At 38.5% G+C, this 25,115-nt stretch carries 18 protein-coding genes; 4 read left to right on the top strand and 14 right to left on the bottom strand.

Annotation, left to right across the window (positions count from 1 at the left end; genetic code table 11):
• Positions 1–36 precede the first annotated feature (36 nt).
• The 4 genes from odhB to AAKU52_RS11005 form a co-directional block, all read right to left on the bottom strand.
• Complete coding sequence (gene odhB / locus AAKU52_RS11020; RefSeq protein WP_354333345.1) at positions 37–1,248, bottom strand: 2-oxoglutarate dehydrogenase complex dihydrolipoyllysine-residue succinyltransferase; 1,212 nt, start codon at positions 1,246–1,248, stop codon at positions 37–39.
• 17 nt (positions 1,249–1,265) lie between these two features.
• Positions 1,266–4,058 (bottom strand): 2-oxoglutarate dehydrogenase E1 component, encoded by a 2,793-nt coding sequence (locus AAKU52_RS11015; RefSeq protein WP_354333343.1) that lies wholly within the window; start codon positions 4,056–4,058, stop codon positions 1,266–1,268.
• Between the two features lie 64 nt (positions 4,059–4,122).
• Positions 4,123–5,001, bottom strand: coding sequence for a MerR family transcriptional regulator (locus tag AAKU52_RS11010; protein WP_354333341.1), 879 nt, complete (start codon positions 4,999–5,001; stop codon positions 4,123–4,125).
• A gap of 42 nt (positions 5,002–5,043) precedes the next feature.
• Positions 5,044–6,327 carry a DASH family cryptochrome gene (locus AAKU52_RS11005; RefSeq protein ID WP_354333339.1) on the bottom strand — a complete coding sequence of 428 codons (1,284 nt, stop codon included), beginning with the start codon at positions 6,325–6,327 and terminating at the stop codon, positions 5,044–5,046.
• 152 nt (positions 6,328–6,479) lie between these two features.
• Between AAKU52_RS11005 and AAKU52_RS11000 the strand changes: the two genes are divergently transcribed.
• Both AAKU52_RS11000 and AAKU52_RS10995 read left to right on the top strand, forming a co-directional pair.
• On the top strand, positions 6,480–7,403 hold the full coding sequence (locus AAKU52_RS11000; RefSeq protein WP_354333337.1) for a TIGR01777 family oxidoreductase: 924 nt from the start codon (positions 6,480–6,482) through the stop codon (positions 7,401–7,403).
• Positions 7,400–8,707 carry a cryptochrome/photolyase family protein gene (locus AAKU52_RS10995; RefSeq protein WP_354333335.1) on the top strand — a complete coding sequence of 436 codons (1,308 nt, stop codon included), beginning with the start codon at positions 7,400–7,402 and terminating at the stop codon, positions 8,705–8,707. The genes AAKU52_RS11000 and AAKU52_RS10995 overlap by 4 nt, the downstream gene beginning before the upstream one ends.
• Position 8,708: 1 nt before the next feature.
• On the opposite strand, the gene AAKU52_RS10990 is transcribed toward AAKU52_RS10995, so the two are convergent.
• The 9 genes from AAKU52_RS10990 to AAKU52_RS10950 all read right to left on the bottom strand — a co-directional run bounded on the left by AAKU52_RS10990 (position 8,709) and on the right by AAKU52_RS10950 (position 21,003).
• On the bottom strand, positions 8,709–9,596 hold the full coding sequence (locus tag AAKU52_RS10990) for an FKBP-type peptidyl-prolyl cis-trans isomerase (protein ID WP_354333333.1): 888 nt from the start codon (positions 9,594–9,596) through the stop codon (positions 8,709–8,711).
• An 11-nt stretch (positions 9,597–9,607) separates the two neighbouring features.
• Positions 9,608–10,093: an FKBP-type peptidyl-prolyl cis-trans isomerase gene (locus tag AAKU52_RS10985; protein ID WP_354333331.1), complete on the bottom strand. Its 486-nt coding sequence runs from the start codon at positions 10,091–10,093 to the stop codon at positions 9,608–9,610.
• A 120-nt stretch (positions 10,094–10,213) separates the two neighbouring features.
• A complete protein-coding gene (locus tag AAKU52_RS10980) occupies positions 10,214–12,004 on the bottom strand; it encodes an acyl-CoA dehydrogenase FadE (RefSeq protein ID WP_354333328.1) in 1,791 nt (596 codons plus the stop codon).
• A 22-nt stretch (positions 12,005–12,026) separates the two neighbouring features.
• Positions 12,027–13,205 (bottom strand): acetyl-CoA C-acyltransferase, encoded by a 1,179-nt coding sequence (locus AAKU52_RS10975; protein ID WP_354333326.1) that lies wholly within the window; start codon positions 13,203–13,205, stop codon positions 12,027–12,029.
• Between the two features lie 23 nt (positions 13,206–13,228).
• On the bottom strand, positions 13,229–15,592 hold the full coding sequence (locus AAKU52_RS10970) for a 3-hydroxyacyl-CoA dehydrogenase/enoyl-CoA hydratase family protein (protein ID WP_354333324.1): 2,364 nt from the start codon (positions 15,590–15,592) through the stop codon (positions 13,229–13,231).
• Positions 15,582–16,028 carry a MarR family winged helix-turn-helix transcriptional regulator gene (locus AAKU52_RS10965; RefSeq protein WP_354333322.1) on the bottom strand — a complete coding sequence of 149 codons (447 nt, stop codon included), beginning with the start codon at positions 16,026–16,028 and terminating at the stop codon, positions 15,582–15,584. Before AAKU52_RS10965 ends, AAKU52_RS10970 begins: the two co-directional genes overlap by 11 nt.
• Positions 16,029–16,158: 130 nt before the next feature.
• Positions 16,159–17,472, bottom strand: a complete 1,314-nt coding sequence (locus tag AAKU52_RS10960) for a DUF6089 family protein (RefSeq protein WP_354333320.1) — start codon at positions 17,470–17,472, stop codon at positions 16,159–16,161.
• A 65-nt stretch (positions 17,473–17,537) separates the two neighbouring features.
• The gene (ggt, locus tag AAKU52_RS10955; protein WP_354333318.1) at positions 17,538–19,250 is read right to left on the bottom strand and encodes a gamma-glutamyltransferase; all 1,713 of its coding nucleotides are present in this window, start codon (positions 19,248–19,250) and stop codon (positions 17,538–17,540) included.
• Positions 19,228–21,003, bottom strand: coding sequence for an AMP-dependent synthetase/ligase (locus tag AAKU52_RS10950; protein ID WP_354333316.1), 1,776 nt, complete (start codon positions 21,001–21,003; stop codon positions 19,228–19,230). Before AAKU52_RS10950 ends, ggt begins: the two co-directional genes overlap by 23 nt.
• Positions 21,004–21,271: 268 nt before the next feature.
• On the opposite strand from AAKU52_RS10950, the gene AAKU52_RS10945 reads away from it, so the two are divergent.
• Positions 21,272–21,751, top strand: a complete 480-nt coding sequence (locus AAKU52_RS10945; protein ID WP_354333314.1) for a hypothetical protein — start codon at positions 21,272–21,274, stop codon at positions 21,749–21,751.
• A 337-nt stretch (positions 21,752–22,088) separates the two neighbouring features.
• Here AAKU52_RS10945 and AAKU52_RS10940 read toward each other — a convergent pair whose 3' ends face one another.
• On the bottom strand, positions 22,089–23,876 hold the full coding sequence (locus AAKU52_RS10940; RefSeq protein ID WP_354333312.1) for a M61 family metallopeptidase: 1,788 nt from the start codon (positions 23,874–23,876) through the stop codon (positions 22,089–22,091).
• A 165-nt stretch (positions 23,877–24,041) separates the two neighbouring features.
• Here AAKU52_RS10940 and AAKU52_RS10935 point away from each other — a divergent pair, with 165 nt between their 5' ends.
• A complete protein-coding gene (locus AAKU52_RS10935; protein ID WP_354333310.1) occupies positions 24,042–25,112 on the top strand; it encodes an efflux RND transporter periplasmic adaptor subunit in 1,071 nt (356 codons plus the stop codon).
• Positions 25,113–25,115 lie beyond the last annotated feature (3 nt).

The following is a 25,115-nucleotide window of genomic DNA, read 5'->3' as shown; positions in this document are numbered from 1 at the left end:
AATGGAAAGACCCTTTTTTATGATCAAAAATGAAAACTATATACCTAATAATAAACGAGCAGGATCTTCTAATAACTCTTTAACTCTCACTAAAAAGCCTACAGATTCTCTTCCGTCAATGATGCGGTGATCATACGATAAAGCTAAATACATCATTGGGCGTACCACAACTTCTCCTTTTTCTGCAATAGGGCGTTCAATGATATTGTGCATACCTAAAATAGCAGATTGTGGAGAATTGATAATTGGGGTCGACATCATTGATCCAAACACACCACCATTGGTGATGGTAAATGTACCACCAGTCATTTCTTCTAAAGTCAATTTGCTATCGCGAGCTTTAGTAGCCAATTCCAATACACTTTTCTCAATTTGAGCAAGGCTCATGCTTTCTGCATTACGTATAATTGGAACAACCAATCCTTTAGGTGCAGATACGGCAATAGAGATATCAACAAAATCGTTAAACACCAATTCTTCGCCATCAATACGTGCGTTAACAGAAGGAAAATCTTTTAAAGCTTCGCAAACAGCTTTAGAAAAGAAACTCATGAAGCCTAAGCCAACACCATATTTCTCTTTAAACTTATCTTTGTATTTACCACGTAAATCCATGATGGGTTTCATGTTAACCTCATTAAAGGTAGTTAACATGGCCGTTTCACTTTTCACAGCCACTAATCTTTTAGCAATTGTTTTACGAAGAGGCGTCATTTTTTGTCTGCGTTCATTTCTAGCGCCTGCAACAGCTGTTACAACTGGGGCACTTGGAGCAGCAGCTTTTTGAGGAGCTGGTTTTTCTGCTTTTAAGGCATCTTCTTTGGTAATGCGGCCATCAACACCAGTACCTTTAACGGCAGCAGTATCAACACCTTTTTCTGCCAATATTTTACCTGCAGAAGGAGAAGGAGTACCTGCAGCATAGCTATCTGTACTTTTTTCTGCTACCGGAGAAACAGATTTCTCTTCTACCAAAGTTTTTTCTTGAGGGGCCGCTGCAGCAGGAGCTGCGCCACCTTCTTCAATTCTACATACTACAGCACCAATTGGCAAGGTATCACCTTCAACTGCTACTGTTCTTAAAGTTCCCGCTTGTTCAGCAGTTAATTCAAAAGTCGCTTTATCTGATTCCAGTTCAGCAATAACTTCATCCATTTCAACTGCATCACCATCATTTTTTACCCAACGGGATAAAACAACTTCAGTAATTGATTCTCCTACTGGCGGAACTTTTATTTCTATACTCATAACTGATTATTTTATTTTTAATCTACATTATATATTTTACTCACCGATTTCTTAGCGATCTTTTGCTCTTTTTCGGTTACTGGCATTTCAAAAGCTTTCGCTAAAATATAAGCTTGCTGATCTGCATGTTGCCTGGCAAAACCAGAAGCAGTACTGCTACTTTCTTTTCTTGAAATCACTTCAAGGTCATTGAAACTAGTTTTTCTAACTTTGCGAAGCAAATAAGGCCATGCTCCCATGTTCTCAGGTTCTTCCTGTACCCAAAGCGCTTCAGAAGCGTTTTTAAAACTATTAAAAACAGCTTCCATTTGATTTAGAGGCAATGGATACAACTGCTCAACACGTACAATGGCTACATTTTTAATTTTATCAACTTGTTGTTTCTCCAGCAATTCATAATAAATTTTACCGCTACAGAAAAGCACTCTGGTAACTTCTGCTGGTTTTACATACTTATCAGTAATAACTTCCTGAAATTTACCTTTTGTGAAATCTTCAAGTTTAGAAACACATAAAGGATGACGCAATAAACTTTTAGGCGTAAATACGATTAATGGTTTTCTAAAATCACGGGCAAATTGCCTACGGAGTACATGGAAAAAATTAGCTGGTGTAGTACAATTAGTTACCTGCATGTTATAATCTGCACATAATTCCATAAAACGCTCTATCCTTGCAGAAGAATGTTCTGGTCCCTGGCCTTCATAACCATGAGGCAATAACATCACCAATCCGTTTTCTCTCTGCCATTTGGTTTCTGCACTTGCAATATATTGATCCACAACAATCTGGGCACCATTAAAGAAATCACCAAATTGCGCTTCCCAGATGGTTAAGGCATTTGGGTTGGCCATGGCATAACCATATTCAAAACCTAAAACACCATATTCAGATAAATGTGAGTTATAAATATCAAAAGGACCTTGTTTTTCAGCCACATTTGCCAATGGAATATATTCTTCTTCAGAATCTTCAAGGGTTAACACCGCATGGCGATGAGAGAAAGTACCACGCTCTACATCCTGACCGCTTAATCTTACTCTTTTACCTTCAGCTAATAAAGTACCATAAGCAAGTTGCTCTCCCATAGCCCAGTCAAATACATGCGTTGTATTAGCCATCTTTTTACGTTCATCAAAAAGCTTCTCAATCTTTTTAAAGAACTTTCTATCTGAAGGTAAAGTGCTGATTTTAGCGGCTATATCTAACAAAATAGCTTCATCGACAGCAGTGTTTGGTGAAGACTCAAAATCTTGAGCTGTAGAGATCCGCATGTCTGACCATGCTCCACCAAATTTAACGTCCTGATAGGTAGAAGTTAATTCTTTTGCTTCATTTAAGCGTTGCTGCAAAATTCCACGGAATTCTTTTTCCATTTCTTTCGCCAGACTAGCCTCAAGCTTGCCTTCACTAATCAATTGCTTAATATAAATATCACGCGGATTAGCATGCTGCTCTATTGCTTTATATAACAGTGGTTGTGTAAATTTTGGCTCATCGGCCTCATTGTGTCCAAACCTGCGGTAGCATAAAATATCAATAAAAACATCATTTCTGTAACGTTGACGATATTCCATTGCTAAATTAATGGCATAAACTAAAGCTTCCACATCATCTCCATTGACATGAAAAACAGGCGATAGTGTTACTTTAGCGATATCAGTACAATAAGTACTGGTACGTGCATCTTTATAGTTAGTGGTAAAACCGATTTGGTTATTGATGATCAAGTGAATGGTACCTCCGGTTTTATAACCTTCCAGACCAGCCATTTGAATTACTTCATAAACAATTCCCTGTCCGGCAACAGAAGCATCACCGTGTATTAAAATTGGCGCAATACGGGAATTATCACCAGCATATTTGAAATCAACTTTAGAACGAGTCATTCCTTCTACCACACCATTAACGGTTTCAAGGTGAGAAGGATTCGGACAAAGACTTAAGTGAATACTATTACCATTATTAGTAATGACATCAGTAGAATAGCCCAAATGGTATTTTACATCGCCACCAAAAGGAGAGGCTGCGCTGTAACCTTTACCTTCAAATTCTGCAAATATATTTGCATAAGTTTTTTGCATGATATTGGCCAACACGTTTAAACGGCCACGATGAGCCATACCAATTACAAATTCTTCAATACCAAGTTCAGAGCCCTTTTCAATAACGGAATCCAAAGCAGGAATCAACGCTTCCGCACCTTCAAGAGAGAAACGCTTCTGCCCTAGAAATTTAGTGCCTAAAAAGTTCTCAAAGCTTACTGCTTCATTTAACTTCTTTAAGATTCTTCTTTTTTCTTCAATAGAAAAGTTAGCCGTATTGCGGGAGGTTTCCATTTTGTGCTCTATCCAACTCAAAACCTCTGGTGTACGGACAAACTTATATTCGGCTCCTATAGAACCACAATAAGTTTGTTCCAGGAAAGCAACTATATCACGGAGTTTCGATGCACCAATACCAATTTCCACTCCAGAATTAAAAACAGTATCCAGATCTGCCTTACTTAAACCAAAGTTTTCCAGATCTAAAGTTGGCAAGTGTTTACGTCTTTCACGAACAGGGTTGGTTTTCGTAAATAAATGACCCCGGTTACGGTAGCCATTAATAAGGTTCAGTACATTCACTTCTTTGAAGAACAATTCTGGTGCTTGCGCATTTCCAGAGCTATCAGCGCTTCTGCCAAAGTCGAAGCCTTCAAAAAATTTCTGCCATCCAAATTCTACGGAGTTCGGGTCTTCTTTATAAGCTTTATATAAGGAATCTATGTATTCGGCATTTTCGCCGCTGAGATAAGTTAGATTATCCATTGTGTATCAAATTCTATAAGTGCAGCAAAATTAGGATTTTACCTTACAAAACAGGCAAAATTGTTTATATTTCTTCAAGAAAGTCGACCATATCGCAAACATTCTTCAGAGGAACTAACTGCTCCTTCCCCATGATGTCAAATTCGGATATTAAACTTCCCGCAACCAACAATGGAACCTTCAGGTTATCCATTACTTTATCAATAATTTTATTCACATTCTTACCCAAGTTTAACGAGGTAAGCACAATGAAGGCATAATCAGGTTCATAAGCTTTAATTACCTTATTAAGGTCTCCATATGGAATATCTTGCCCAAGATACAAAACATCATGTCCACATCCTTTCAATAGATACCTCGCAAAAAGCAAACCAGTTTCATGTGTTTCCGCTTCAGGAAGGAAAAGTAAAAATCTTTTAGGCTCCACCTTTTTGGGTTTTTTCACTTTATCAATTGCGATAATGAGTTGATCACGAATCAAATTAGCGGCAAAAATTTCATGTGCAGGATCAAGAGTACTGGTCTGCCAAAGCATCCCTACTCTTTTCATAAAAGGAAACAACACTGTATCCATGGTTTTTATCAGGCCCATTTCTTTGATACATGCCGCTAAAATTTTGGAAAAGCCATCCTCATCATATTTAAGCGTAGCCTCAGAAAGGTTAAGCAACTGTACCGTATCGTTATTGAAATTTGTTTTTAATTGGGTAACCAATACATTAATTTGATCAGGATTCATACCAGCAATTTTGCTGATCTTGTAACCATTCTCATTTAGGGTTACTATGTTTAAAAGTATTTTCAAATCCTTCTCATCATAATACCTGATGTTCGTGGCCGTTCTTTTAGGAGGCACAAGATTAAATCTTGATTCCCAGGCCCTAAGCGTATGTGCTTTTATCCCGATCAGGCTCTCTATATCACTTATTGAAAATCTCTTCACATCTAATACAACAAAAGTTAAACAAATTGGTTTAAAATACAATTATTGTTTGTAAACCACTAAATTCAACAACTTAAATTGCTTATCTAAATCAAAAGCACTTTTTATAGTACCAGTATTTTTTCCTCCACCAGCTACAATAGCCCAATTACACCAATTATTTGCCGGTGCATAGTCAATAGATTTTTCTTCAAAATAAGCAGCTCCTTTAATCCAATCAATTTTTAATACATATATCAGGTAAGTAGACAACAATAAGCGTGCAGCATGTGGAATAAAGCCAGAGGTATTCAATTCGGCCATATAATTATCCACATACTCATTCCCTGTAGTTCCATTTTTCCATTCTTCAAACAATAATTTTTCCCTATCTTCAGAAAAAAGACGCTCAGGCTTCATAGCATAATCATTGAAAAAATGTTGGCCATGTTTTTTAAACATGAACCTAAAATAATCACGCCATAATAAGCCGAGTAAAATCTGGCTGAAATGAGGGTTGGTGCCAAAAGTTTCTTCAGCATCTTTTACCAACCAATAAACCATTCTTGGGGATAAACACCCCAATGCCAACCAGGCAGAAAGCCTGGAAGAAAAACCGGATTTTCCAGTAGCCCCTTTTACAGTTGATTTTTGATAAATCGTAGAACCTTCCTCGAGTAATGCATTTAAATGCTTCAGTCCTTCCTCTTCACCACCAATTAATTCTTGATGCACTTCCCCTATCATGGCTTCCGCCGACACAATTTCTTCTACAGCAGGCAAATCACCCCATTCTTCTATAGCTACAAAAGCAATAACTTCTGGCGTCAAAAAGCAAGCTTTTACAATGGCATCACGTTCGGTTTTCTTTTTGAATTGTGCAAAACCATCGGGTATGTCTTTTATTGGAAAGGGTAAGTCTTCCTTATTATACAAAGTATGACCAATAAAATGACGGAGGTTTATTCTTAATTTCCAAAGGCAATCTTCCACATCGGCAGACACCTTGGTTTCCTCATGCGCAACTTCCCTATGGTGATAAACCTCCGCAATGTCATACCGTTCTACCAAAACAGGTAAAATCTCTTCAGGATAACCAGTTAATACCAGCAGATTGCCACCAAGTCTCTGGAATGACTTCCTTAAATCGGCTATGCTGTCCAACAGAAATTTAGCCCTAATTACCCCAGAACGATAGGTATATTGAGGCGTTAATTGGAAATTGCGAGGATCAAAAATATAAACAGGTAAAATATCATCAGATTTAGCAATAGCCTCCACCAACATTTCATTGTCGTGTAAACGGAGATCATTTCTAAACCAAACTAATATTTTTTTGGATTTCATGATAAATAGGGCTTTTATAGAAAAGTTAAAAGTAGCGATTTTACTGCCTAAAAATAGGTTTATCAACAATATTTACACTAGCAAAACAAAGTCTGACAATTAAATTAATTTTAAAACTTATATGCCCATCAATAGGTTATATTGCATAGAAGATGAAAAAGCATATATTAATAACTGGCGGCACTGGCATGATTGGGAAAGAACTACTCATCGCTTTACAAAACGAAGGTCATACTATTTCTATTTTGGCCAGGAAACGGATTAACGTCAAAGATGTACAAGTTTACCTTTGGGATGTTTACCGGCAGAAAATAGATGCCGCTTGTTTAGATCGAGTCGACACCATTATACACCTGGCAGGTGAAAATATTGCGGAAAAGAAATGGACTAAAGAACGCAAGCAACAACTTGTTGACAGCAGGGTGTTATCAACCTCATTACTATATAAAACAATCAGGGAAACACCAAATCAGGTAAAAGAATTCATCTCTGCTTCTGCTGTAGGATATTATGGCGATTGTGGGGAGGAAATCTTGACAGAAGAAAGTGAAAATGGCTATGGTTTTCTAGCGGAATGCTGTGAAAAATGGGAAAATGAAATTGATAAAGGCAAGGATTTAAACCTTAGGGTAGTTAAAATAAGAACTGGCTTTGTGCTGAAAAAAAATGAAGGTGGTTTGGCAGCTATGGATAAACCCATTCGTTTCTTTGCCGGAGCTCCATTAGGCAGCGGCCAGCAATGGGTGCCATGGATACACATTAAAGATCTCCTAAGAATCTATTTATTTGCCCTCGAAAATATGGAAATGAACGGCCCATATAATGCTTGTGCGCCTTATCCGGTAACTAATAAAACCTTAACCGAATCCATTGCCCGAGCGCTAAACCGACCGGTTTGGCCAATTAAAATATCAGAAACTATATTGAATGCTCTACTCGGTGAAATGAGTACCGTTGCCTTAATGAGTACAAATATTTCTGCCCAGAAATTGTTAGATACTGGTTTTTCTTTTAATTTCACCGATCTGGATGCAGCGCTAAAAGACATTTACCATGCTGCCCAATCTAAAGAATGAAAGAAAATATCTGTATCTGCTGGTTACGAAGAGACTTAAGATTAAATGATCACGCGGCGCTGTATCACGCCTTAAAAAGTGGAATCCCTGTTTTACCTCTTTTTGTTTTCGATACTGACATCCTCGATAAGCTTAATGACCGTAAAGATTCCAGGGTTAGTTTTATTTATCATACGCTCCAAGACATGGCGCAGCAATTATCCCTTTTGGGTAGCTCCATATTGATTAAACAAGGTACACCAGAAAAAATCTGGCAGGAAGTGTTGAATAATTATGAAGTAAAAGCGGTATACACCAATCACGATTATGAACCTTATGCCCAGGAACGTGACCTGCAGATAGCTTCTATTTTATCTGCTAAAAACATTCCTTTCCATACTTTTAAAGACCAGGTTATTTTTGAAAAGAATGAAGTTACTAAAGACGATGGAACACCTTATACGGTTTTTACGCCTTATTTTAAAAAATGGCAGAAAAAGCTGGATGATTTTTATATAAAACCTTACCCTGTCGAAAAGTATACGCCTAACCTATTTAAAACTGGAACATTGCCCTTCCCTTCGATTGAAGAATTAGGCTTTAATTTCGGTGTCTTGGAAATACCTCCTTTAGATTTTGAAAATAAATTGAAAGGTTATGAAAGGAGCAGAGATTTCCCCGCTGCCAACACAACCTCTCATATAGGTATACATTTACGCTTTGGAACAGTCAGCATTCGTTATGCTGTACGCAAAGCATTGGAAAAGCAGGTAGAAAAGTGGTTATCTGAATTGGTGTGGAGAGAATTTTACATGATGATTTTGTGGCATTTCCCCAGAACGGTAAACACTTCTTTCAAGCCAGCTTACGACAGGATTAAATGGAGGAACAATGAAGCAGAGTTTAATGCCTGGTGTATGGGCAAGACTGGCTATCCTTTAGTTGATGCTGGCATGCGACAGTTGAACGAAACTGGTTTTATGCACAATAGAGTGCGTATGGTAGTAGCAAGTTTTTTAACCAAACACCTTTTGATTGACTGGCGGTGGGGAGAGGCTTATTTTGCTGCGAAACTGTTGGATTATGAAATGGCTAGTAATATTGGTGGCTGGCAATGGGCTTGTGGTTGTGGAAACGATGCTGCACCTTATTTCAGGGTGTTTAACCCTGAACTTCAGGCTAAGAAGTTTGACCCACAAAATGTATATATCTGCAGTTGGGCACCCGAGTATAAACAACAAAAGCATGTTCAACCGATAGTAGAACATGCTTTTGCAAGAGAGAGAATATTAAAAGTTTTTAAAGAAGCTTTGAATCCTATGTAAGTTAATTAGTGACCTCAGTAACTTCAACATCAAAGTCTAAAATAGCGTTAGCAGGAATAGGACTTGAACCGGCAGTACCATAACCTTCACCAGAAGGAATAAGCATTCTAACTTTACCACCTTTTACCAATAAAGGAATAATCTTTCTCCAACCAGGAATGACACTGGCTAAGCTTAAGCTAATTCCATCTGCAGAAGAATCAAATACAACTCCATCAAAATACCTTCCTGAGTATTTTACGGTAACAGTAGATCCTGCATTAATTGGATCAGTACCCGTTCCAGGCTGATTAATTACATAATAGATTCCAGCAGGTCCTTTAACCATTCCGGTAATGCCTTTTGCCGTAATAAACTCACGAATTAACCTGTCATCAAGCGCTGCTTGTTTCTTCTCAGGCATCGTGGTTATCAATAAATCAATCACCTCGTTTGAAGGGACATTAATTGTAGGAAACCCATTTCTGCCAAAAGCCATATAGGATGGCAATAATACCCTTAAAGAACCACCCGGTTTTAAGGCTAGTATTGCTGTTCTGATAGCAGGAATATTTGTTCCGTTAAAATTATTAGCATAACCTACATAGGTTCCAAAATTACCATTCGCAGGATCAGTATAGTAGGCTGTTCCCTTTAATAACGATTTAATAGAGGCATGGTATAATACAGAATCAGTGTTTAAGAAAAAATCTCCGGTACCAGGATTAATAATCTGGTAATAAAACCCGGAGCTATCTTTAGTCACCGTTAGGTTATTAGCTGTAATGTATTGTTGAATTTTTGCATCATCCGTAGATTCAATGGATTGATATTCTTTTGCACAAGAGCCCAAAAGAACAATTAGGCCGATTAAAGCAAGCGCATATGATGCAGTTAATTTTTTAAGCATTCGTATGATTATTAATTTGTTTTTTTACTTACTTTAACTATATCCACTATAAAATCCAATGGTGAATTAGCTGGAATGACACCAATCTTTCTATTGGTGTAAGCCATTGGTGAAGGAATAAGCAGTCTGATCTGTCCGCCTTCTTTAGCCAAAGGTATCCCTTTCTGCCAACCTTCTATCACTTGATTAAGTGGAAGTTTGATTGCACCATCTTTTGTTTCATCGAATACTGTCCCATCTAAAAGCTTGCCTTCATAATTTACCGTTAGTGTATCAGTTAATTGTATTGTGGCAGTACCTGTACCTGGGGTAAGAACCTGGTAAAACAAACCATTGCTTTCTTTTACGTCAGTTAATTTTTGATCAACAATAAATTTCTGAATGATCTCCGTATCAGTTTTTAATTGCGCTTCCCTATTGTAAGGTTCCTCTTTCTGACAAGCAGAAAAGCTAAGCACCAAAGCAATTGCTGCCAATAAAATCTTGTTTTTTAACATAATGCACAAAAATAGTCTTTTATTGCTGATAGAACAATTTTTAACCAATTTTAACAAATGGGTGTAAAAAAAGGCGCCCTTAAAACTAAAGGGCGCCTGCACTATTCGAGATTTAATAATTTAATAGCAATATTTATTAGCTGCAATCAGCTCCTGAGCAACTTTTTGACGTACATCTTTAACATTGAAGGCTTCCATTTTTGTAAACCTGCGTAAACCTACCATCATCATTCGCTGCTCATCACCTTCAGCAAAAGCCCAAAGAGCTTCTTTACCAGCTTTTTGAACACCATCAACAGCCTCTACAAAATAAATACGCATCATGTTGAGCTGACCAGCACAGGCCGCTTCGCCTCTTAAGCTAACCAACTTTTCGGTTCTTAACATCACAGATTCTGCGATATAAACATAACTAGCCATGTCAGCAATGTTCATTAATATTTCTTGTTCTTTAGATAAGCTCATCATTAATTTTTGAACTGCAGATCCAGCAACCATCAGGGTTGCTTTTTTCAAGTTCTTAATAATTTTCTTTTCTGCAGCGAACAAAGTATCCTCATCTTCACCAAAATCAGGAATAGACATCAGCTCTCCAGCAACCGCTGTAGCTGGGGTCATCAAGTCCAATTCCCCTTTCATCGCCCGTTTCAACATCATGTCTACCGTAAGTAAACGGTTAATTTCATTCGTACCTTCAAAAATACGATTGATCCTGGCATCACGATAAGCACGGTCCATTGGTGCATCAGCAGAATAACCCATACCACCATAAATCTGGACGCCTTCATCCACTACAAAATCCAACACTTCAGAACCCCAAACTTTCAGGATCGCGCACTCTACAGCAAACTGCTCTGTAGATTTTAACTTCGCTTTACTTTCATCCATTCCACTAGCAACCAAAGCATCAAAAGCATCATCAATGTTTTGGCCTGCACGGTAATTTGCAGACTCTACAGCATAAACCTTACTAGCCATTTCTGCCATTTTATGCCTTATGGCACCATATTTAGAGATCTGGCGATCAAACTGAACGCGTTCATTAGCATAATTCACAGCCTGGTTAATCACAGCTTTAGAACCGCCGATTGCCGCTGCAGCTAATTTTATCCTACCGATGTTTAAAATATTAACTGCTATTTTAAAACCATTTTCCCGGTCCGACAGCATATTCTCTACCGGCACAGGGCAATCGTTAAAGAACACCTGCCTGGTCGAAGAACCTTTGATACCCATTTTATGCTCTTCAGAATTCATAGTAATACCACCAAAGTCGCGCTCTACAATAAAAGCAGTAAGGTTTTTATCGTCATCAATCTTTGCGAAAACAATAAAAATGTCTGCAAAACCACCATTGGTGATCCACATTTTTTGTCCGTTGAGGACATAATGTTTACCGTCTTCTGTTAATTTCGCTTTTGTCTTCCCAGAATTGGCGTCAGAACCAGCGTTCGGTTCTGTTAAGCAATAGGACGCTTTATATTCACCGGTACCCAATTTAGGGATGTATTTCGCTTTCTGCGCTTCATTTCCATAATACAATATTGGTAAAGTACCAATACCCGTATGTGCAGACAAGGCCACAGCAAATGAATGTCCTGCACCAATTACATCTGCAACTAGCATAGAAGTATTAAAGTTTTTTCCAAAACCACCAAACTCTTCAGGAATTGACACGCCTAAAATACCCAGTTCGCCAGCTTTAGTTAATAATGAAGGCATTAAACCCTCTTCTAATTGATCTATACGATCAAGATTTGGATAAACTTCTGCCGCCAAAAAATCACGGCAGGTCTGTGCGATCATATTTTGTTCTTCATCAAATTCTTCAGGAATAAAGACCTCCTGGTAAGTGGTATCCATAATTAGAAATTCACCACCTTTAATTGTTTTCTTTTCTGTAGTTTCCATAATCTTATCTTCCAAATCCAGTTTATAACATTTCAAAAATACCTGCAGCCCCTTGTCCATTACCCACACACATGGATACCATGCCGTATTTTTTATCTCTTTTTTTCAATTCACTAAACAACTGCACAGATAGTTTAGCTCCGGTGCAACCCAAGGGGTGACCAAGAGCAATTGCACCCCCATTTACGTTCAGGATATCGGTATTGAGGCCCAATTCCCTAACAACGGCTAAAGATTGTGAAGCAAAAGCTTCGTTCAGCTCAATCAGGTCTATTTGATCTAAAGTCATGCCTGCCATTTTTAAAGCCTTTGGTATCGCATAAATTGGTCCAATACCCATAATTCTAGGCGGTACACCTACAACACCATAACTTACCAATCGAGCGATAGGCTCAACACCTAATTCCTTCATTTTACGTTCAGAAACCACTAAAACAAAGGCCGCACCATCAGAAGTTTGAGAAGAATTACCTGCAGTAACACAACCATCAGCAGCAAAAACAGGCTTTAATTTCGCCAGTTTCTCTACAGAAGTATCTGCTCTTGGCCCTTCATCTGTATCCACCACATAACTACGGGTTTGTTTCTTCATGTTGGCATCAACATAATTCTCAGTTATAGTAATAGGAATAACGCCACCCTCGAGATGACCATTTTTAATGGCCTCAATTGCTTTTTGGTGAGATTGAAAAGCAAATTGATCCTGATCTTCGCGGCTCACTTTATATTCTTTAGCTACAGCCTCAGCCGTTAAGCCCATACCCCAGTACCAATCAGGATTAGTTTTGGCAACATCAACATTAGGCACAATTTTCCAGCCGCCAAAAGGCATACCAGACATTACTTCAACCCCACCAGCAATGATACAATCAGCCATACCACTTTTAATTTTCGCTACAGCCGTAGCAATAGTTTCCAGTCCTGATGCACAATACCTGTTAATGGTTACCCCAGGAATCTTATCGGTATTCAGGCCCATTAAAGAAATCATCCGGCCAATATTTAACCCCTGTTCCGCTTCTGGTGTAGCATTACCCACAATAACATCGTCAATTTGTTCCTGGTCTAAATTTGGAACTGAGGCTACAAGGTGTTTGATTACTTCAGCAGCTAAATCATCGGCTCTTGTAAAACGAAATACACCACGTGGAGCCTTGCCCACTGCTGTACGATATCCTGCTATTATATATGCTTCTTGCATGTCTATGTCTTTAGAATTTATAATTAGTTTCTTAAAGGTTTACCTTTAGTTACAATACTTTGGATCCGTTCCAATGTTTTCCTTTCTCCACAAAGCGATAAAAACACCTCCCTTTCCAGCTCCAGTAAATACTGCTCAGTTACCTCTGTTGGCGCCGAAAGATCACCACCACAGAGCACATAACCGAGTTTTTCTGAGATCTTTTTATCATGCTCAGAAATATAATGACCAGAATACATGGTATTTGCACCTGCATAAACAATACCTAAGCCTTGTTTACCTAAAACCCTGATATCTTTACGCCTAACCGGTTGTGTATAACCAGCCTCAGCCAGTTCAATCGCTTTCGCTTTGGCATCAGCAATTAAACGACTTCTATTCATGGAGATGGAATATTTATCTTTTTGTAAATAACCCAGTTCAAAAGCTTCGACCGCTGAGGTAGATACTTTGGCCATCCCGATAGTTAAAAAACGATCTTTCAGTACATTTTGAACAATCTGGTCATCCTTAAATTCATCCGATGCACGCAAGGCAAACTCTTTAGTACCACCACCACCAGGAATTAAGCCAACACCAAACTCTACTAATCCCATATAGGTTTCTGCATGGAGCTGCACATGATCCGCATGTAAACTAAATTCGCAACCGCCACCTAAAGCTAAATTATGAGGTGCTACCACAACAGGTATGGAAGAATAACGGATACGCATGGAAGTATTTTGGAAAGCCCTGATAGCCATATTCAACTCCTCCCATTCTTGCTCCACAGCCATCATAAAGATCATTCCAACATTGGCTCCGGCAGAGAAGTTGGCACCATCGTTACCGATAACAACCCCACGGTATTCTTTTTCCGCAAGATCTATCGCTTTATTAATAGCCTGTAACGTATCACCACCAATGGTATTCATTTTAGAATGGAACTCTACATTCAAAATGCCATCACCTAAATCAATGATGGAAGCGCCAGAATTTTTCCAGATGGTTTTATGGGCACGTAGGTTATCAAGAATAATAAATTCTTCTGCACCCGGAACAGCCTTATAGCCTTTAGAAGGAATATCGTAATACTTTTTAACACCATCTTCAACTTTATAAAAAGAAGTATGACCAGCATCCAGCATTTCCTGAACCCATGGCGCAGCATTATGGCCATAAGCTTTCATGCCTTCGATAGCTTCTTTTACACCAATAGCATCCCAAAGTTCAAAAGGACCTAAATCCCATTTAAAGCCAGCGCGCATGGCATCGTCAATGCGATACAGTTCATCAGAAATTTCAGGAATACGATCAGAGACATATTCAAATAAGCCAAAAGAGGCCGCCCGGAACAATTCACCGGCCTTATCTTTTCCTGCAACAAATACCTTCATTCTATCTTTAAGGTTTTCAATAGGCTTGGTTAAATCTAAAGTTGAAGATTTAACCTTTTGTTGCGGACGGTATATTAAAGTCTTCAGGTCTAAAGCTAATATTTCTGTTTTCCCTTCTGCACTTTTAGTTTTCTTGTAAAAACCCTGTTTGGTTTTATCGCCTAACCAATTTTTTTCCGCCATTTTTTCAACGTAGGCAGGAAGTTTAAATAAGGCACGTGCTTTATCATCCGGGCAATTATCATATAATCCTTTGGCTACCTTTATCATGGTATCTAAACCTACCACATCTGTAGTACGGAATGTTGCAGATTTCGGTCTGCCTAAAGCCGGACCAGTAAATTTATCTACTTCTTCTACGGTAAGGTCCATTTTCTCTACCAGGTGCAGCAATGCCATAATAGCATAAACGCCTACCCTGTTGGCAATAAATGCAGGAGTATCTTTACAAAGAACAGTTGTTTTACCAAGGAATTTATCTCCATAGTGCATTAAGAAATCAACAAGTTCTGGTTTGGTATGTGGGGTTGGAATGACCTCCAATAAATGCAAATACCGTGGCGGATTAAAAAAGTGAGATCCACAGAAGTTTGCTTTAAAATCATCACTTCTACCTTCCGCCATTAAGTGGATAGGGATACCTGATGTATTTGAAGTCACTAAAGTTCCCGGTTTACGGAATTGCTCTACTTGCTCAAACACCTTTTTCTTGATGTCAAGGTTTTCTATAACGACCTCTATAATCCAATCATAGCCTGCTATTTTTGGCATGTCATCGTCAAAATTACCTATGGTAATTTTATTCAACACCTTCTTCGAGTAAACCGGAGAAGGATTTGTTTTTATGGCATTTTGCAAAGCCATAGCTACAATGCTGTTTTTATCCCCTTCTTTGGGCACAATATCTAACAATAAAACCTCTACGCCGATATTTGCAAAGTGACAGGCAATACGTGAGCCCATAATACCGGAACCCAATACTGCTACCTTATTAATCTTTTTATTTATCATCTTCTGAATTAATTGTATATGCTAAAGTGAGTGTATTTAATTTTTGTAAGGTGGTCATCAGGTTATTTCTTTCACTTACTGTTAAGTTTTTAGCGAGGTATTCATTGAATGAAATAACTACACCTTTTGCCAATTGCCGCTTCTCGCGGCCAAAATCAGTTAAATAAACTTTTACTGATCGTTTATCGCCTAAACAAGGCTCCCTGTAAATCAAACCAAGAAACTCCATGTTATTTAACATCCGGGATAAGCTGGTGGCTTTTACACCAAGCAGTCCTGCCAGCCGGGAAACCGGTGTGCCTTCTTTTTCAATATTAATCAACACATAGCCAATGGCTTGGGTTATTTCAAATCCAGAAGCTATCTGGTTATATGAATTGGCCATATTTTGCCAAACCACCTTTAATAAAGAATCTATTGTTTCCTGCTGTTTCATTAAATTATTATGCTTGCATAACAAAGCTAAAGAATAATATCTGCTCTTGCAAGTATATTTTCTCAAAAAACAAACAAAAAAAAGCTGCATCCGATTAAGATGCAGCTTTAAAAAAATTAAGCGCTGACTATTAAAATAAGGTAAATTCTACCCTTCTATTTTTTTGACGACCAGAGGCAGTTTTATTAGATGCAATTGGTTGGTTTGGACCATAACCTGTTGCTTCAATTCTGGATGGATTAGCACCCTGAGACACTAAATAAGATTTTACCGCTTCTGCTCTGTCTTTCGATAAGGCTAAGTTCAATTTCATTGAACCTGTAATATCAGTATGTCCGGCAAGTTTCAGGCTAAAGTTTTTCTCCACTAATAAAGCAGCAACCCTGTTTAATGTTGGATAAGATTTAGCCCTTAGTGTTGATTTTCCTAAATCAAATTCCAGGTTTCTAATTGCTTCATTCACAATTTTACGATCTGCCTCGGTTACAATAACTTTGGTAGGCGCAACTTTTAGTGGACAACCAGAACCATCTACAACTATACCTGCAGGTGTATCAGGACATTTATCCAATTTATCAGCAACACCGTCGCCATCACTGTCTTTTAAAAGATTATCCATATCTGCTCTTAGACGAGCATTCTCTGCTTTTTGAGCATCTACCACTCCTTTTAAAGCAGTAGCAGTTTCTTTAGCCGCTAAAGCCTCATCGTAAGTTAAAGCTACAGGATTATGCCATGCCAGTTGTTTCTCTCCACTTCCAAGAGAAAACTCTAAACCTGCATGTGCATAAGAATATTTGTCGTTATTATTCCCTTTATAAAAACCATCAAGATTGTCGCCATCAACAAAATTGACTGTCCAACCCAGATCAAAGTTAACCTTATCGGCCAGTCTGAATTTAGCACCAAGGCCTACCGGAATAATTAGTTCTGAAATGTTATCTGAAGTATAATCTCTTGTTCCAGCAGCAGAGGTAATCTTTGTTTTATAACCGGCTAAACCCGCACCTGCCGATACATATAATTGAAGTATATTTTCTTTACGAAACATATCAATATTAAACATATTAACCACAGCATTTAAGCTACCTGAATAATTTAAATCAGTCTCAAAACTACTTACACCACCTGTAATTGCTACACCATTATCAAAAGGCTCGGTATTATCTGCGCTTAATTTACCTCTAACTCCATCTAACCTCAAAGAGAAGTAAGGAGTGATTTGTTTTTTAATGTATAAACCATAACCCAAATTGGTCTTCCAGTTGGAGAAATCATTTTTACCACCTAAGGGTGAAATGGGTGTTAAAGCACCCGCATTAACACCAATAGACCATGTATTTAATTTAACAGGCGGATTAACCGTTTCCTGGGCCTGCAACACATTAGCCATTAAAGCTACAGCAAAAGTAGCCGAAAGGCATTTTAATAAGTTTTTTTTCATGATTTTATAATTAAGTATATATGCTATCAAGGAAACAATTAACAATACTTATACCAATTATTAAACTACCAGCCTATGGCCAGATCATCACCCCTCGGATCAGCCCCTCCCTGGTAAAAACCCCACTTGGTTTTCAAAATTGCATCTACCCTTCCTATTGGCCCACGGGGCTTAATAATATAACCTTTTCTCTCTAAAACACGTTGTGCTACGCTATCCAAGGCTCCTGTTTCCACCTGTACTTCATCTGGTAACCATTGGTGATGAAACTTTTTTGCCGTTACAGCAGCTTGCATGTTCATATCAAAATCGATAACATTCAATATGGTCTGAAAAACGGATGTGATGATGGTTGAACCTCCCGGCGTACCCACTACCATAAATAAGTCTCCATCTTTTTCCAGGATGGCCGGAGTCATGGAGCTGAGCATGCGTTTATTTGGTGCAATGGCATTAGCTTCTCCACCAACTAAACCATACATATTTGGTGCACCAGGTTTAACCGAAAAATCGTCCATTTCATTGTTGAGTAAAAAGCCAGCTCCCTTAACCACAACACCAGCACCATAAGAACCATTTAAAGTTGTTGTAATAGAAACAGCGTTACCTTCTCGGTCAACTATAGAGAAATGGGTAGTTTCCTCATGTTCCATCGGAGCCACTACGCCAGCACTAACAGCAGTGCTTGATGTAGCCTTATCCCATGTAAAACTGCTCATTCTATTTTTGATATATGCAGCATCCATCAACTGTATTCCCGGCACTTTATAAAAATCAGGATCACCCAGGTGGGCAGCACGATCAGCATAAACTCTACGTTCAGCTTCTACCATCACTTGAACTGTTGAATCAGTATTATGCCCCCATTTTTTTAAGGGGTAACCTTCTACAGCTTTCAGCAATTGAATTAACGCGATACCACCACTGGAAGGTGGAGGCATAGTAATCACTTTAAATCCTTTATACATCCCTACTACTGGTTTGCGCCAAATGGCCTCGTAATTTTTTAAATCCTCCAAGCTTATAATTCCGCCCGAGCGCTGCATTTCGGCAACAATAGCATTTGCCACAGCTCCCTCATAAAATCCAGCTTTACCTTTTTCCTTAATGTGAGTTAAAGTATTTGCCAGTTCCTTTTGCACAAGCAGATCACCAGCAGCCCATGCACTAGCCTTCATAAAAGCAGTGCCTGAAGGATTAAGCAAAGCAAACCTTTTTTGCAATCCATTTAATTCGTTAGCCTGGCGCTCACTAACCTCAAAACCCTGATCAGCCAGGGCAATAGCAGGTGCAATCAAATCAGCCCATGGAAGTTTACCATATTTCTGATGTGCTTCAAACATGCCAGCAACAGAACCCGGAACACCAGCAGCCAGCGATCCATACATGCTTTTTTCCACTATGGGCAGTCCTGCACTATCAAGGTACATGTTTCTGGAAGCCTTTGCCGCAGCCTTTTCTCTATAATCTATGGTACTAGTTTCACCTTTTGCTGAACGGTAAACCATAAATCCACCACCCCCAATATTACCAGCGTTAGGGTAAACTACGGCAAGGGAAAATTGAACAGCTACAGCTGCATCAACAGCATTACCACCCTTTTTTAAAATAGCAATGCCCACCTGCGAAGCCAATTGATTTGCTGACACCACCATTCCATTGCGGTATTCCTTACTGCTTTTAACCCCTAATTGTCCGCCGGCACAGCCTGCTAAAACTAATGGAATAACCAGGGCAATAAGTAGAACTAACGGGTTACCCCTTGTAATTCTCTGCATCTTTATATAACTTTTCAATAATAGCATTGTTTCTTTCTAAAATTACTTTTCTTTTAAAGCTTAGTTTTGGTGTAAGCTCGCCACCTTCTATACTCCATGGTTTTGGCAATAAGGCAAAGCGCTTCACTTGCTCCCATTTACCAAAATCCTTACAGCTATTGAAAACAATTTGTTGATATTTTTCTAAAACCTGTGGGTTTTTGATCATTTCTTCATCAGTAGTGTAGGGAATCACTTTCTTTGCTGCCCATGCCCTTAACGCAACAAAGTTAGGCACAATTAACGCCGCCGGAAACTTGCGGTTATCGCCAAGCACCATTACCTGATCTATTAAAATCGTTTCTTTGAATTTATTTTCCAGCATTTGAGGTGCTACATATTTACCACCTGCAGTTTTAAAAATTTCCTTTTTTCTATCGGTTATTTTCAGGAACTTACTATTAATAATTTCACCAATATCACCGGTATGGAACCACCCCTCCTGATCTATGCTTAAGGCAGTTTGGTCATCCCGGTTATAATAACCTTTCATAATTGCATGACCACGGGCAAGCACTTCACCATCTTCAGCAATTTTGATTTCCATTCCCTCAATTGCTGTTCCAACGGTACCAAACATGGTATTGCCTCCAAAATGGTTAACCGTAATTACGGGCGAAGTTTCTGTAAGCCCATAACCTTCGAATACAGGCATTCCTGCAGCCCAAAATATTCTGGCCAATCTGGGGTTAAGTGCTGCACCACCTGATACAATCACCAATATATTACCTCCCAAAGCTTCCTGCCATTTTTTAAATACCAGTTTCCTTGCAATGCTCAGCTTCAGGTTATAAAACCACCCATTTTCAATTTCATATTGTTCAGCAAGGGCAACAGACCAAAAGAAAATTCCTCTTTTGACACCCGTAAGAGCCTTTCCCTTCTCCATTATTTTCTCATAAACCTTTTCCAGCAACCTGGGCACTGTAGAAAAAGCACTAGGCTTTACAAACTGTATATCTGCCACAATGGTTTCCATACTTTCTGCATAGTAAACAGAAACACCACAATAAAAATAGAGGTAAACGATCATCCGCTCAAAAATATGGGAGAGCGGCAGGAAGCTTAATCCTTTTGTTATCCCCGGGGGCAGCAACACTGCTGAATTCTCAAAATTCTTAATCAGGTTATTGTGCGTTAACATTACACCTTTTGGCGTACCTGTAGTTCCTGAGGTATATATTAAAGTCAATATATCTTCACTACTCACCGCAGCACGATAGGCTTCTAAATTAATTTCCTTTTGTTTGGAACCTTCGTCCGACAATAATTTCCAATGATCTGCACCGGGCACCACATCTATGGTATAAATCTTTATGGGTTGTGCTAACTCTGCCGCAATAATTTTAATTTTATGGTAAAGCGCTTCATCTGCGACAAAAAGCATGCTGACTTCCGCATCTTTTAGAATGAACCTAATGTCATTTTCTGCCAGTGTGGGGTAAAGTGGAATTTGAAAAGCACCAATCTGCATAATGGCAAAATCGGTGATGTTCCATTCAGGCCTGTTTGGAGACATGACTGCAATACGCGAACCTTTACCCATTCCTTTGGCAATCATACCGCGACTTAAATCGTCAACAATCTCTTTAAACTGAAGGGTACTATAAGAATTCCATTTTCCACCTCTTTTTCCACTTACAAACTCATTTTTTGGAAATCGCTCTAAATTATACTGGAGTAAGTCAAATACACGTGTTATCTCGGATCCCATTTTTTGCTTATTTAGATTTGGTATTTATGCTGATAACCAAATCTAACAAATTAAATTTTGTAAAAAAACCAATTTTGATTTCGGTATGCTTTATTGTGATGATTTATGAAGGTGCACGAACCTGCAAATATTTAAATCAAGCTATCACTAAAAAAATTAGGAAGGAATGAGTAAAAAACGCGCATACCAGCAAATATTTAAATCAAGCTACAACTAGCGGCATAATTTTTGATATTGGGTTTGCATTATAAAAACACATTAAAATATTATGAAAAAAATCTTTACTATTCTTAGTCTAATTGTTCTTACTTCATTAGCTATGTATAACACTTCCAATGCACAGAATTACAAAAATGCAATTGGTGGACGCTTTGGAAGCGCTAATGGCGTAACTTTTAAAACCAGTTTAGGTGGAAATAAAATGCTGGACATTATTGCAAATTTCAGATCACACCATGATGTAAATTATTTCCGCTTAACGGGCTTATATGAAATTTACAACCCTATTGCAGGTGCACCAGGTTTAAATTGGTATTATGGTATTGGTGGTACTTTAGGTTCCGTTAAATACAAACATTACGATTCAAATGATCTTTACGTGTCTCTTGATGGCGTTTTAGGTTTAGATTATAAATTTGTTGAAGCTCCTTTGAATCTTTCATTAGATTGGAAACCAGCTATTGAACTTGCTCCTGATACACAATTTGATGGCTCTGGATTAGGCTTATCTATACGTTTTACGTTCTAGAAACAACTTTTATCGCTTTTAAAATACATAAGGCTGTCTCATTAATCATGATGACAGCCTTATTTATGTAATCACTTTTTTTTTCATGATCGACAAAAACAGCACAACCAAAGAGTGCTTACTCCTGTTGGTTTCATTAAAGATTGAGATAACGCTGGGTTATCTCTGGTAGGTCGTTTGCAGGTCATTTAGACCTACCAAGGACCTACCAACCACCTACCAAGGACCTGCCAACGACCTACCAAAATAGTCTTTGCCATTTCAACACGAGTAGCCATAAAAAAAAGGCTGCTCATTTTTACAATGAAACAGCCTTCTAATAGTATTAACGGTTTATTTAAATTCCAAACCACTGCTTTCTAACCAGCAATTGCGCTGCAGTAGCCTGATCGTCTAAAACAGCAACCAATTTTAAATTTGGACTGGCTTTTAAGGTAATTGAAATTGTTTTCTTTAAACCATCTCTAACGATATCTAGTTTAACAACATCACCAACTTTTTTATCTGTTATAGTAGGCATGCGTTCAATAACGGCCTCCACAGGATTACCATCAACACCAATCACTTGATCATTCACATTCAGCCCACCTACCCAAGCGGCAGAATTACGGGAAACGGAAGAAATAAATACCCCACCTTCAATAATTTTGGAAGCCACTCCGATATAAGGAATTTGTTTGCCTTCATTTTCATTCTTGATTTTTATTCCGGCATAACCAAAATATTTATCGTATTCAATAGCATGAGTTCCATTTACATATTTAGCATAGAAATCAGTGAAGCTTACGCCACTAATTTTTTCTACCATGGTTTTAAATTCTGCATCAGTATAGCCTCTTTTCAAGGTTTTTCCTTGTAAATACATGGCTTTCATTACATCATCAAGACTTTTGGTACCTTTAGTAGCATGTGCAATTGCCACATCCATCAATAAACCGATCACTTCTCCCTTACTGTAATAAGATACAGTGGTATTGTTAGAATTTTCATTAGGTCTGTAATATTTAATCCAGGCATCAAAACTAGCCTCAGCTGCACTCTGTATTTTTGCACCCGGTGTATTCTCCGCATTGGAAACTGCTGTCGCTAAATCAGTAGCAATTTTTTCAGGACTCGAAAAGCCTGCACGCAGCATTATTTTATTTTCATAATAGGCAGTAAAACCCTCTGCTATCCATAAGTTAGTGGTGTAGTTCTCTTTATTGTAATCAAAAGGACCTAAAGCCACTGGGCGAAGGCGTTTAATATTCCACAAATGGTAATATTCATGAGCAACAAGACCCAAAAAGCCATAATAACCTTTCTCTGATGTATACTGGTCTCGCGAGGCTCCTAAAACAGTTGAATTTAAATGCTCTAAGCCACCACCACCTCTAGAAAAATTATGTACTATAAAAGTATAATGCTTATTCGGGTTTTCACCATAAATAGCGGTCGAAGCTGCTACTACTTTAGCCATATCGACTTTTAAACGCTCTTTATCATAACTGCCCCCACCAAACATGGCAACTTCATGCTTTACGCCTGCAGCAGTAAATTCAAATACATCCTGGTTACCTACTTCAATCGGACTATCGAACAAAATATCGAAATCAGCAGCGTGGTAGGTAAATTGCTGCCCTGCAACCGGCTCCAGACCTGTAGAAACTTTCGTCCAGCCTTTATAAGGAATAACTTTAACGGTACTAGCTGTTTTTAGCATCCCATCAGGATACATAAATATACCTGTAGAAGATAAAAAAGCGTGAGCATCATCAATAAAAGAGGTCCGTACAGAGACTTCAAAGGCATAAACACGGTAATTTATTTTAACCGCATCGGCTTTTGCATGGTAAACCCTCCAGGTATTCTTATCAATTTTCTCCGTTTTAACTGATTTTCCGGCTACCTGTGCGCTAAAACCTTCTACACTTTTAGCAAATTCACGTACCAGATAAGACCCTGGGGCCCAAACCGGCATTTTTAAATCCACATAGTCTTTATTTAAACCACCGATGTTCATTTCTATTTCCGCATAATGTGCTTGTGGTTCAATGAAACTGATTTCAAAACCTATTTTTACCTGTGATTTGACCGTCATACTTAGTGTTAATAATACGACTAATCCTGCTAATGATTTTTTCATCCAAATAATTTGTTTTACTATAGTACTTTAGTCCGAGCAAATTTATAACTTATCTATACCTTTTGCTGTTCAAAACTTAATTAAGCTGTAACATACTTAATACATCACAAACCTAATAAGAAATTTAAATATTTTTGTCTCCTAACATCTGCTCACTGACTATCTATGAAGCTTAAATACATCATTTACGTCCTGATTGCCATTGCCATGGCTTACTTTGTCTATTACCGGATTTCTGCTAACCAGAAGATTGCCGGTTCGGGTGGAGGGAAAGATAAAAAAGGACCTCCTCCTTCATTAAATGTAAATGGAATAGTGGTAAACACTAGCGACTTTAATAACGACCTTGGAATAACAGGTGCCATAGAAGCCAATGAATCAATTGCTTTGCAGAGTGAAGTTGCGGGTTTAATTACCGGCATATATTTCAAAGAAGGCTCTAATGTGAGCAAAGGAACCTTGTTGTTGAAAATTAACGACAGGGATATACAGGCACAATTACAGCAAGCACTGACCCTGGAAAAGCTTTCTTCAACAAACGAGGACCGTGCAAAACAGTTGTTACAAAAAGGAGCAATCAGTCAGGAAGAATATGACACTTCTTTAGCCGATTTACTCTCCTTAAGGGCACAAACACAACTTATTCGTGCACAACTGGCTAAAAGATCAATTTATGCCCCTTTCAGTGGGAAAATTGGACTACGCTCGGTTTCAACCGGTGAGTATATTACACCAACAAAAGTTATTGCCAATCTAATGAGCATCGACCCTATTAAAATCAGCTTTTCTGTTCCTGAAAAATACGCCGGACAAATTTATGTCGATTCGCCCATCTCTTTTAAAACCAGTGGCTCTGCAAAAGTTCATACCGGAAATGTATTTGCCATAGAGCCCGGTATTAATACACAAACAAGAACACTCCAGCTTAGAGCGGTGGCTCAAAACCCCAACATGGAACTTTTGCCAGGAGCCTTTGCTACCATAGCCCTTTCGCTTAATACTTTACAAGATGCTATTTTGATTCCCAACGAAGCCATCATCCCGGTATTAAAGGGGAAAACAGTTTATATCAGTAAAAATGGAAAGGCCTTACAAGTGCCAGTTCAAGCAGGCACAAGAACAGCAGAAAACATCGTAATTACCTCGGGACTTAAAGTTGGGGATACCGTATTAACCACAGGAGCCATGGTGCTGAAACCGGATGCACCGGTAAATGTTACCCTCGTTAAAAACTAAGTA

Origin of the sequence: Pedobacter sp. CG_S7 (genome assembly GCF_040544395.1) — a bacterium.
GTDB lineage: Bacteria > Bacteroidota > Bacteroidia > Sphingobacteriales > Sphingobacteriaceae > Pedobacter.
This window is presented reverse-complemented; position numbering and strand designations above follow the sequence as displayed.

Excerpts from the sequence above, each read along its gene's own strand:
- odhB (WP_354333345.1), bottom strand. The coding sequence starts at position 1,248 with ATGAGTATAGAAATAAAAGTTCCGCCAGTAGGAGAATCAATTACTGAA.
- AAKU52_RS11015 (WP_354333343.1), bottom strand. The coding sequence starts at position 4,058 with ATGGATAATCTAACTTATCTCAGCGGCGAAAATGCCGAATACATAGAT.
- AAKU52_RS11005 (WP_354333339.1), bottom strand. The coding sequence starts at position 6,327 with ATGAAATCCAAAAAAATATTAGTTTGGTTTAGAAATGATCTCCGTTTA.
- AAKU52_RS11000 (WP_354333337.1), top strand. The coding sequence starts at position 6,480 with ATGAAAAAGCATATATTAATAACTGGCGGCACTGGCATGATTGGGAAA.
- AAKU52_RS10995 (WP_354333335.1), top strand. The coding sequence starts at position 7,400 with ATGAAAGAAAATATCTGTATCTGCTGGTTACGAAGAGACTTAAGATTA.
- AAKU52_RS10990 (WP_354333333.1), bottom strand. The coding sequence starts at position 9,596 with ATGCTTAAAAAATTAACTGCATCATATGCGCTTGCTTTAATCGGCCTA.
- AAKU52_RS10985 (WP_354333331.1), bottom strand. The coding sequence starts at position 10,093 with ATGTTAAAAAACAAGATTTTATTGGCAGCAATTGCTTTGGTGCTTAGC.
- AAKU52_RS10980 (WP_354333328.1), bottom strand. The coding sequence starts at position 12,004 with ATGGAAACTACAGAAAAGAAAACAATTAAAGGTGGTGAATTTCTAATT.
- AAKU52_RS10975 (WP_354333326.1), bottom strand. The coding sequence starts at position 13,205 with ATGCAAGAAGCATATATAATAGCAGGATATCGTACAGCAGTGGGCAAG.
- AAKU52_RS10970 (WP_354333324.1), bottom strand. The coding sequence starts at position 15,592 with ATGATAAATAAAAAGATTAATAAGGTAGCAGTATTGGGTTCCGGTATT.
- AAKU52_RS10965 (WP_354333322.1), bottom strand. The coding sequence starts at position 16,028 with ATGAAACAGCAGGAAACAATAGATTCTTTATTAAAGGTGGTTTGGCAA.
- AAKU52_RS10960 (WP_354333320.1), bottom strand. The coding sequence starts at position 17,472 with ATGAAAAAAAACTTATTAAAATGCCTTTCGGCTACTTTTGCTGTAGCT.
- ggt (WP_354333318.1), bottom strand. The coding sequence starts at position 19,250 with ATGCAGAGAATTACAAGGGGTAACCCGTTAGTTCTACTTATTGCCCTG.
- AAKU52_RS10950 (WP_354333316.1), bottom strand. The coding sequence starts at position 21,003 with ATGGGATCCGAGATAACACGTGTATTTGACTTACTCCAGTATAATTTA.
- AAKU52_RS10945 (WP_354333314.1), top strand. The coding sequence starts at position 21,272 with ATGAAAAAAATCTTTACTATTCTTAGTCTAATTGTTCTTACTTCATTA.
- AAKU52_RS10940 (WP_354333312.1), bottom strand. The coding sequence starts at position 23,876 with ATGAAAAAATCATTAGCAGGATTAGTCGTATTATTAACACTAAGTATG.
- AAKU52_RS10935 (WP_354333310.1), top strand. The coding sequence starts at position 24,042 with ATGAAGCTTAAATACATCATTTACGTCCTGATTGCCATTGCCATGGCT.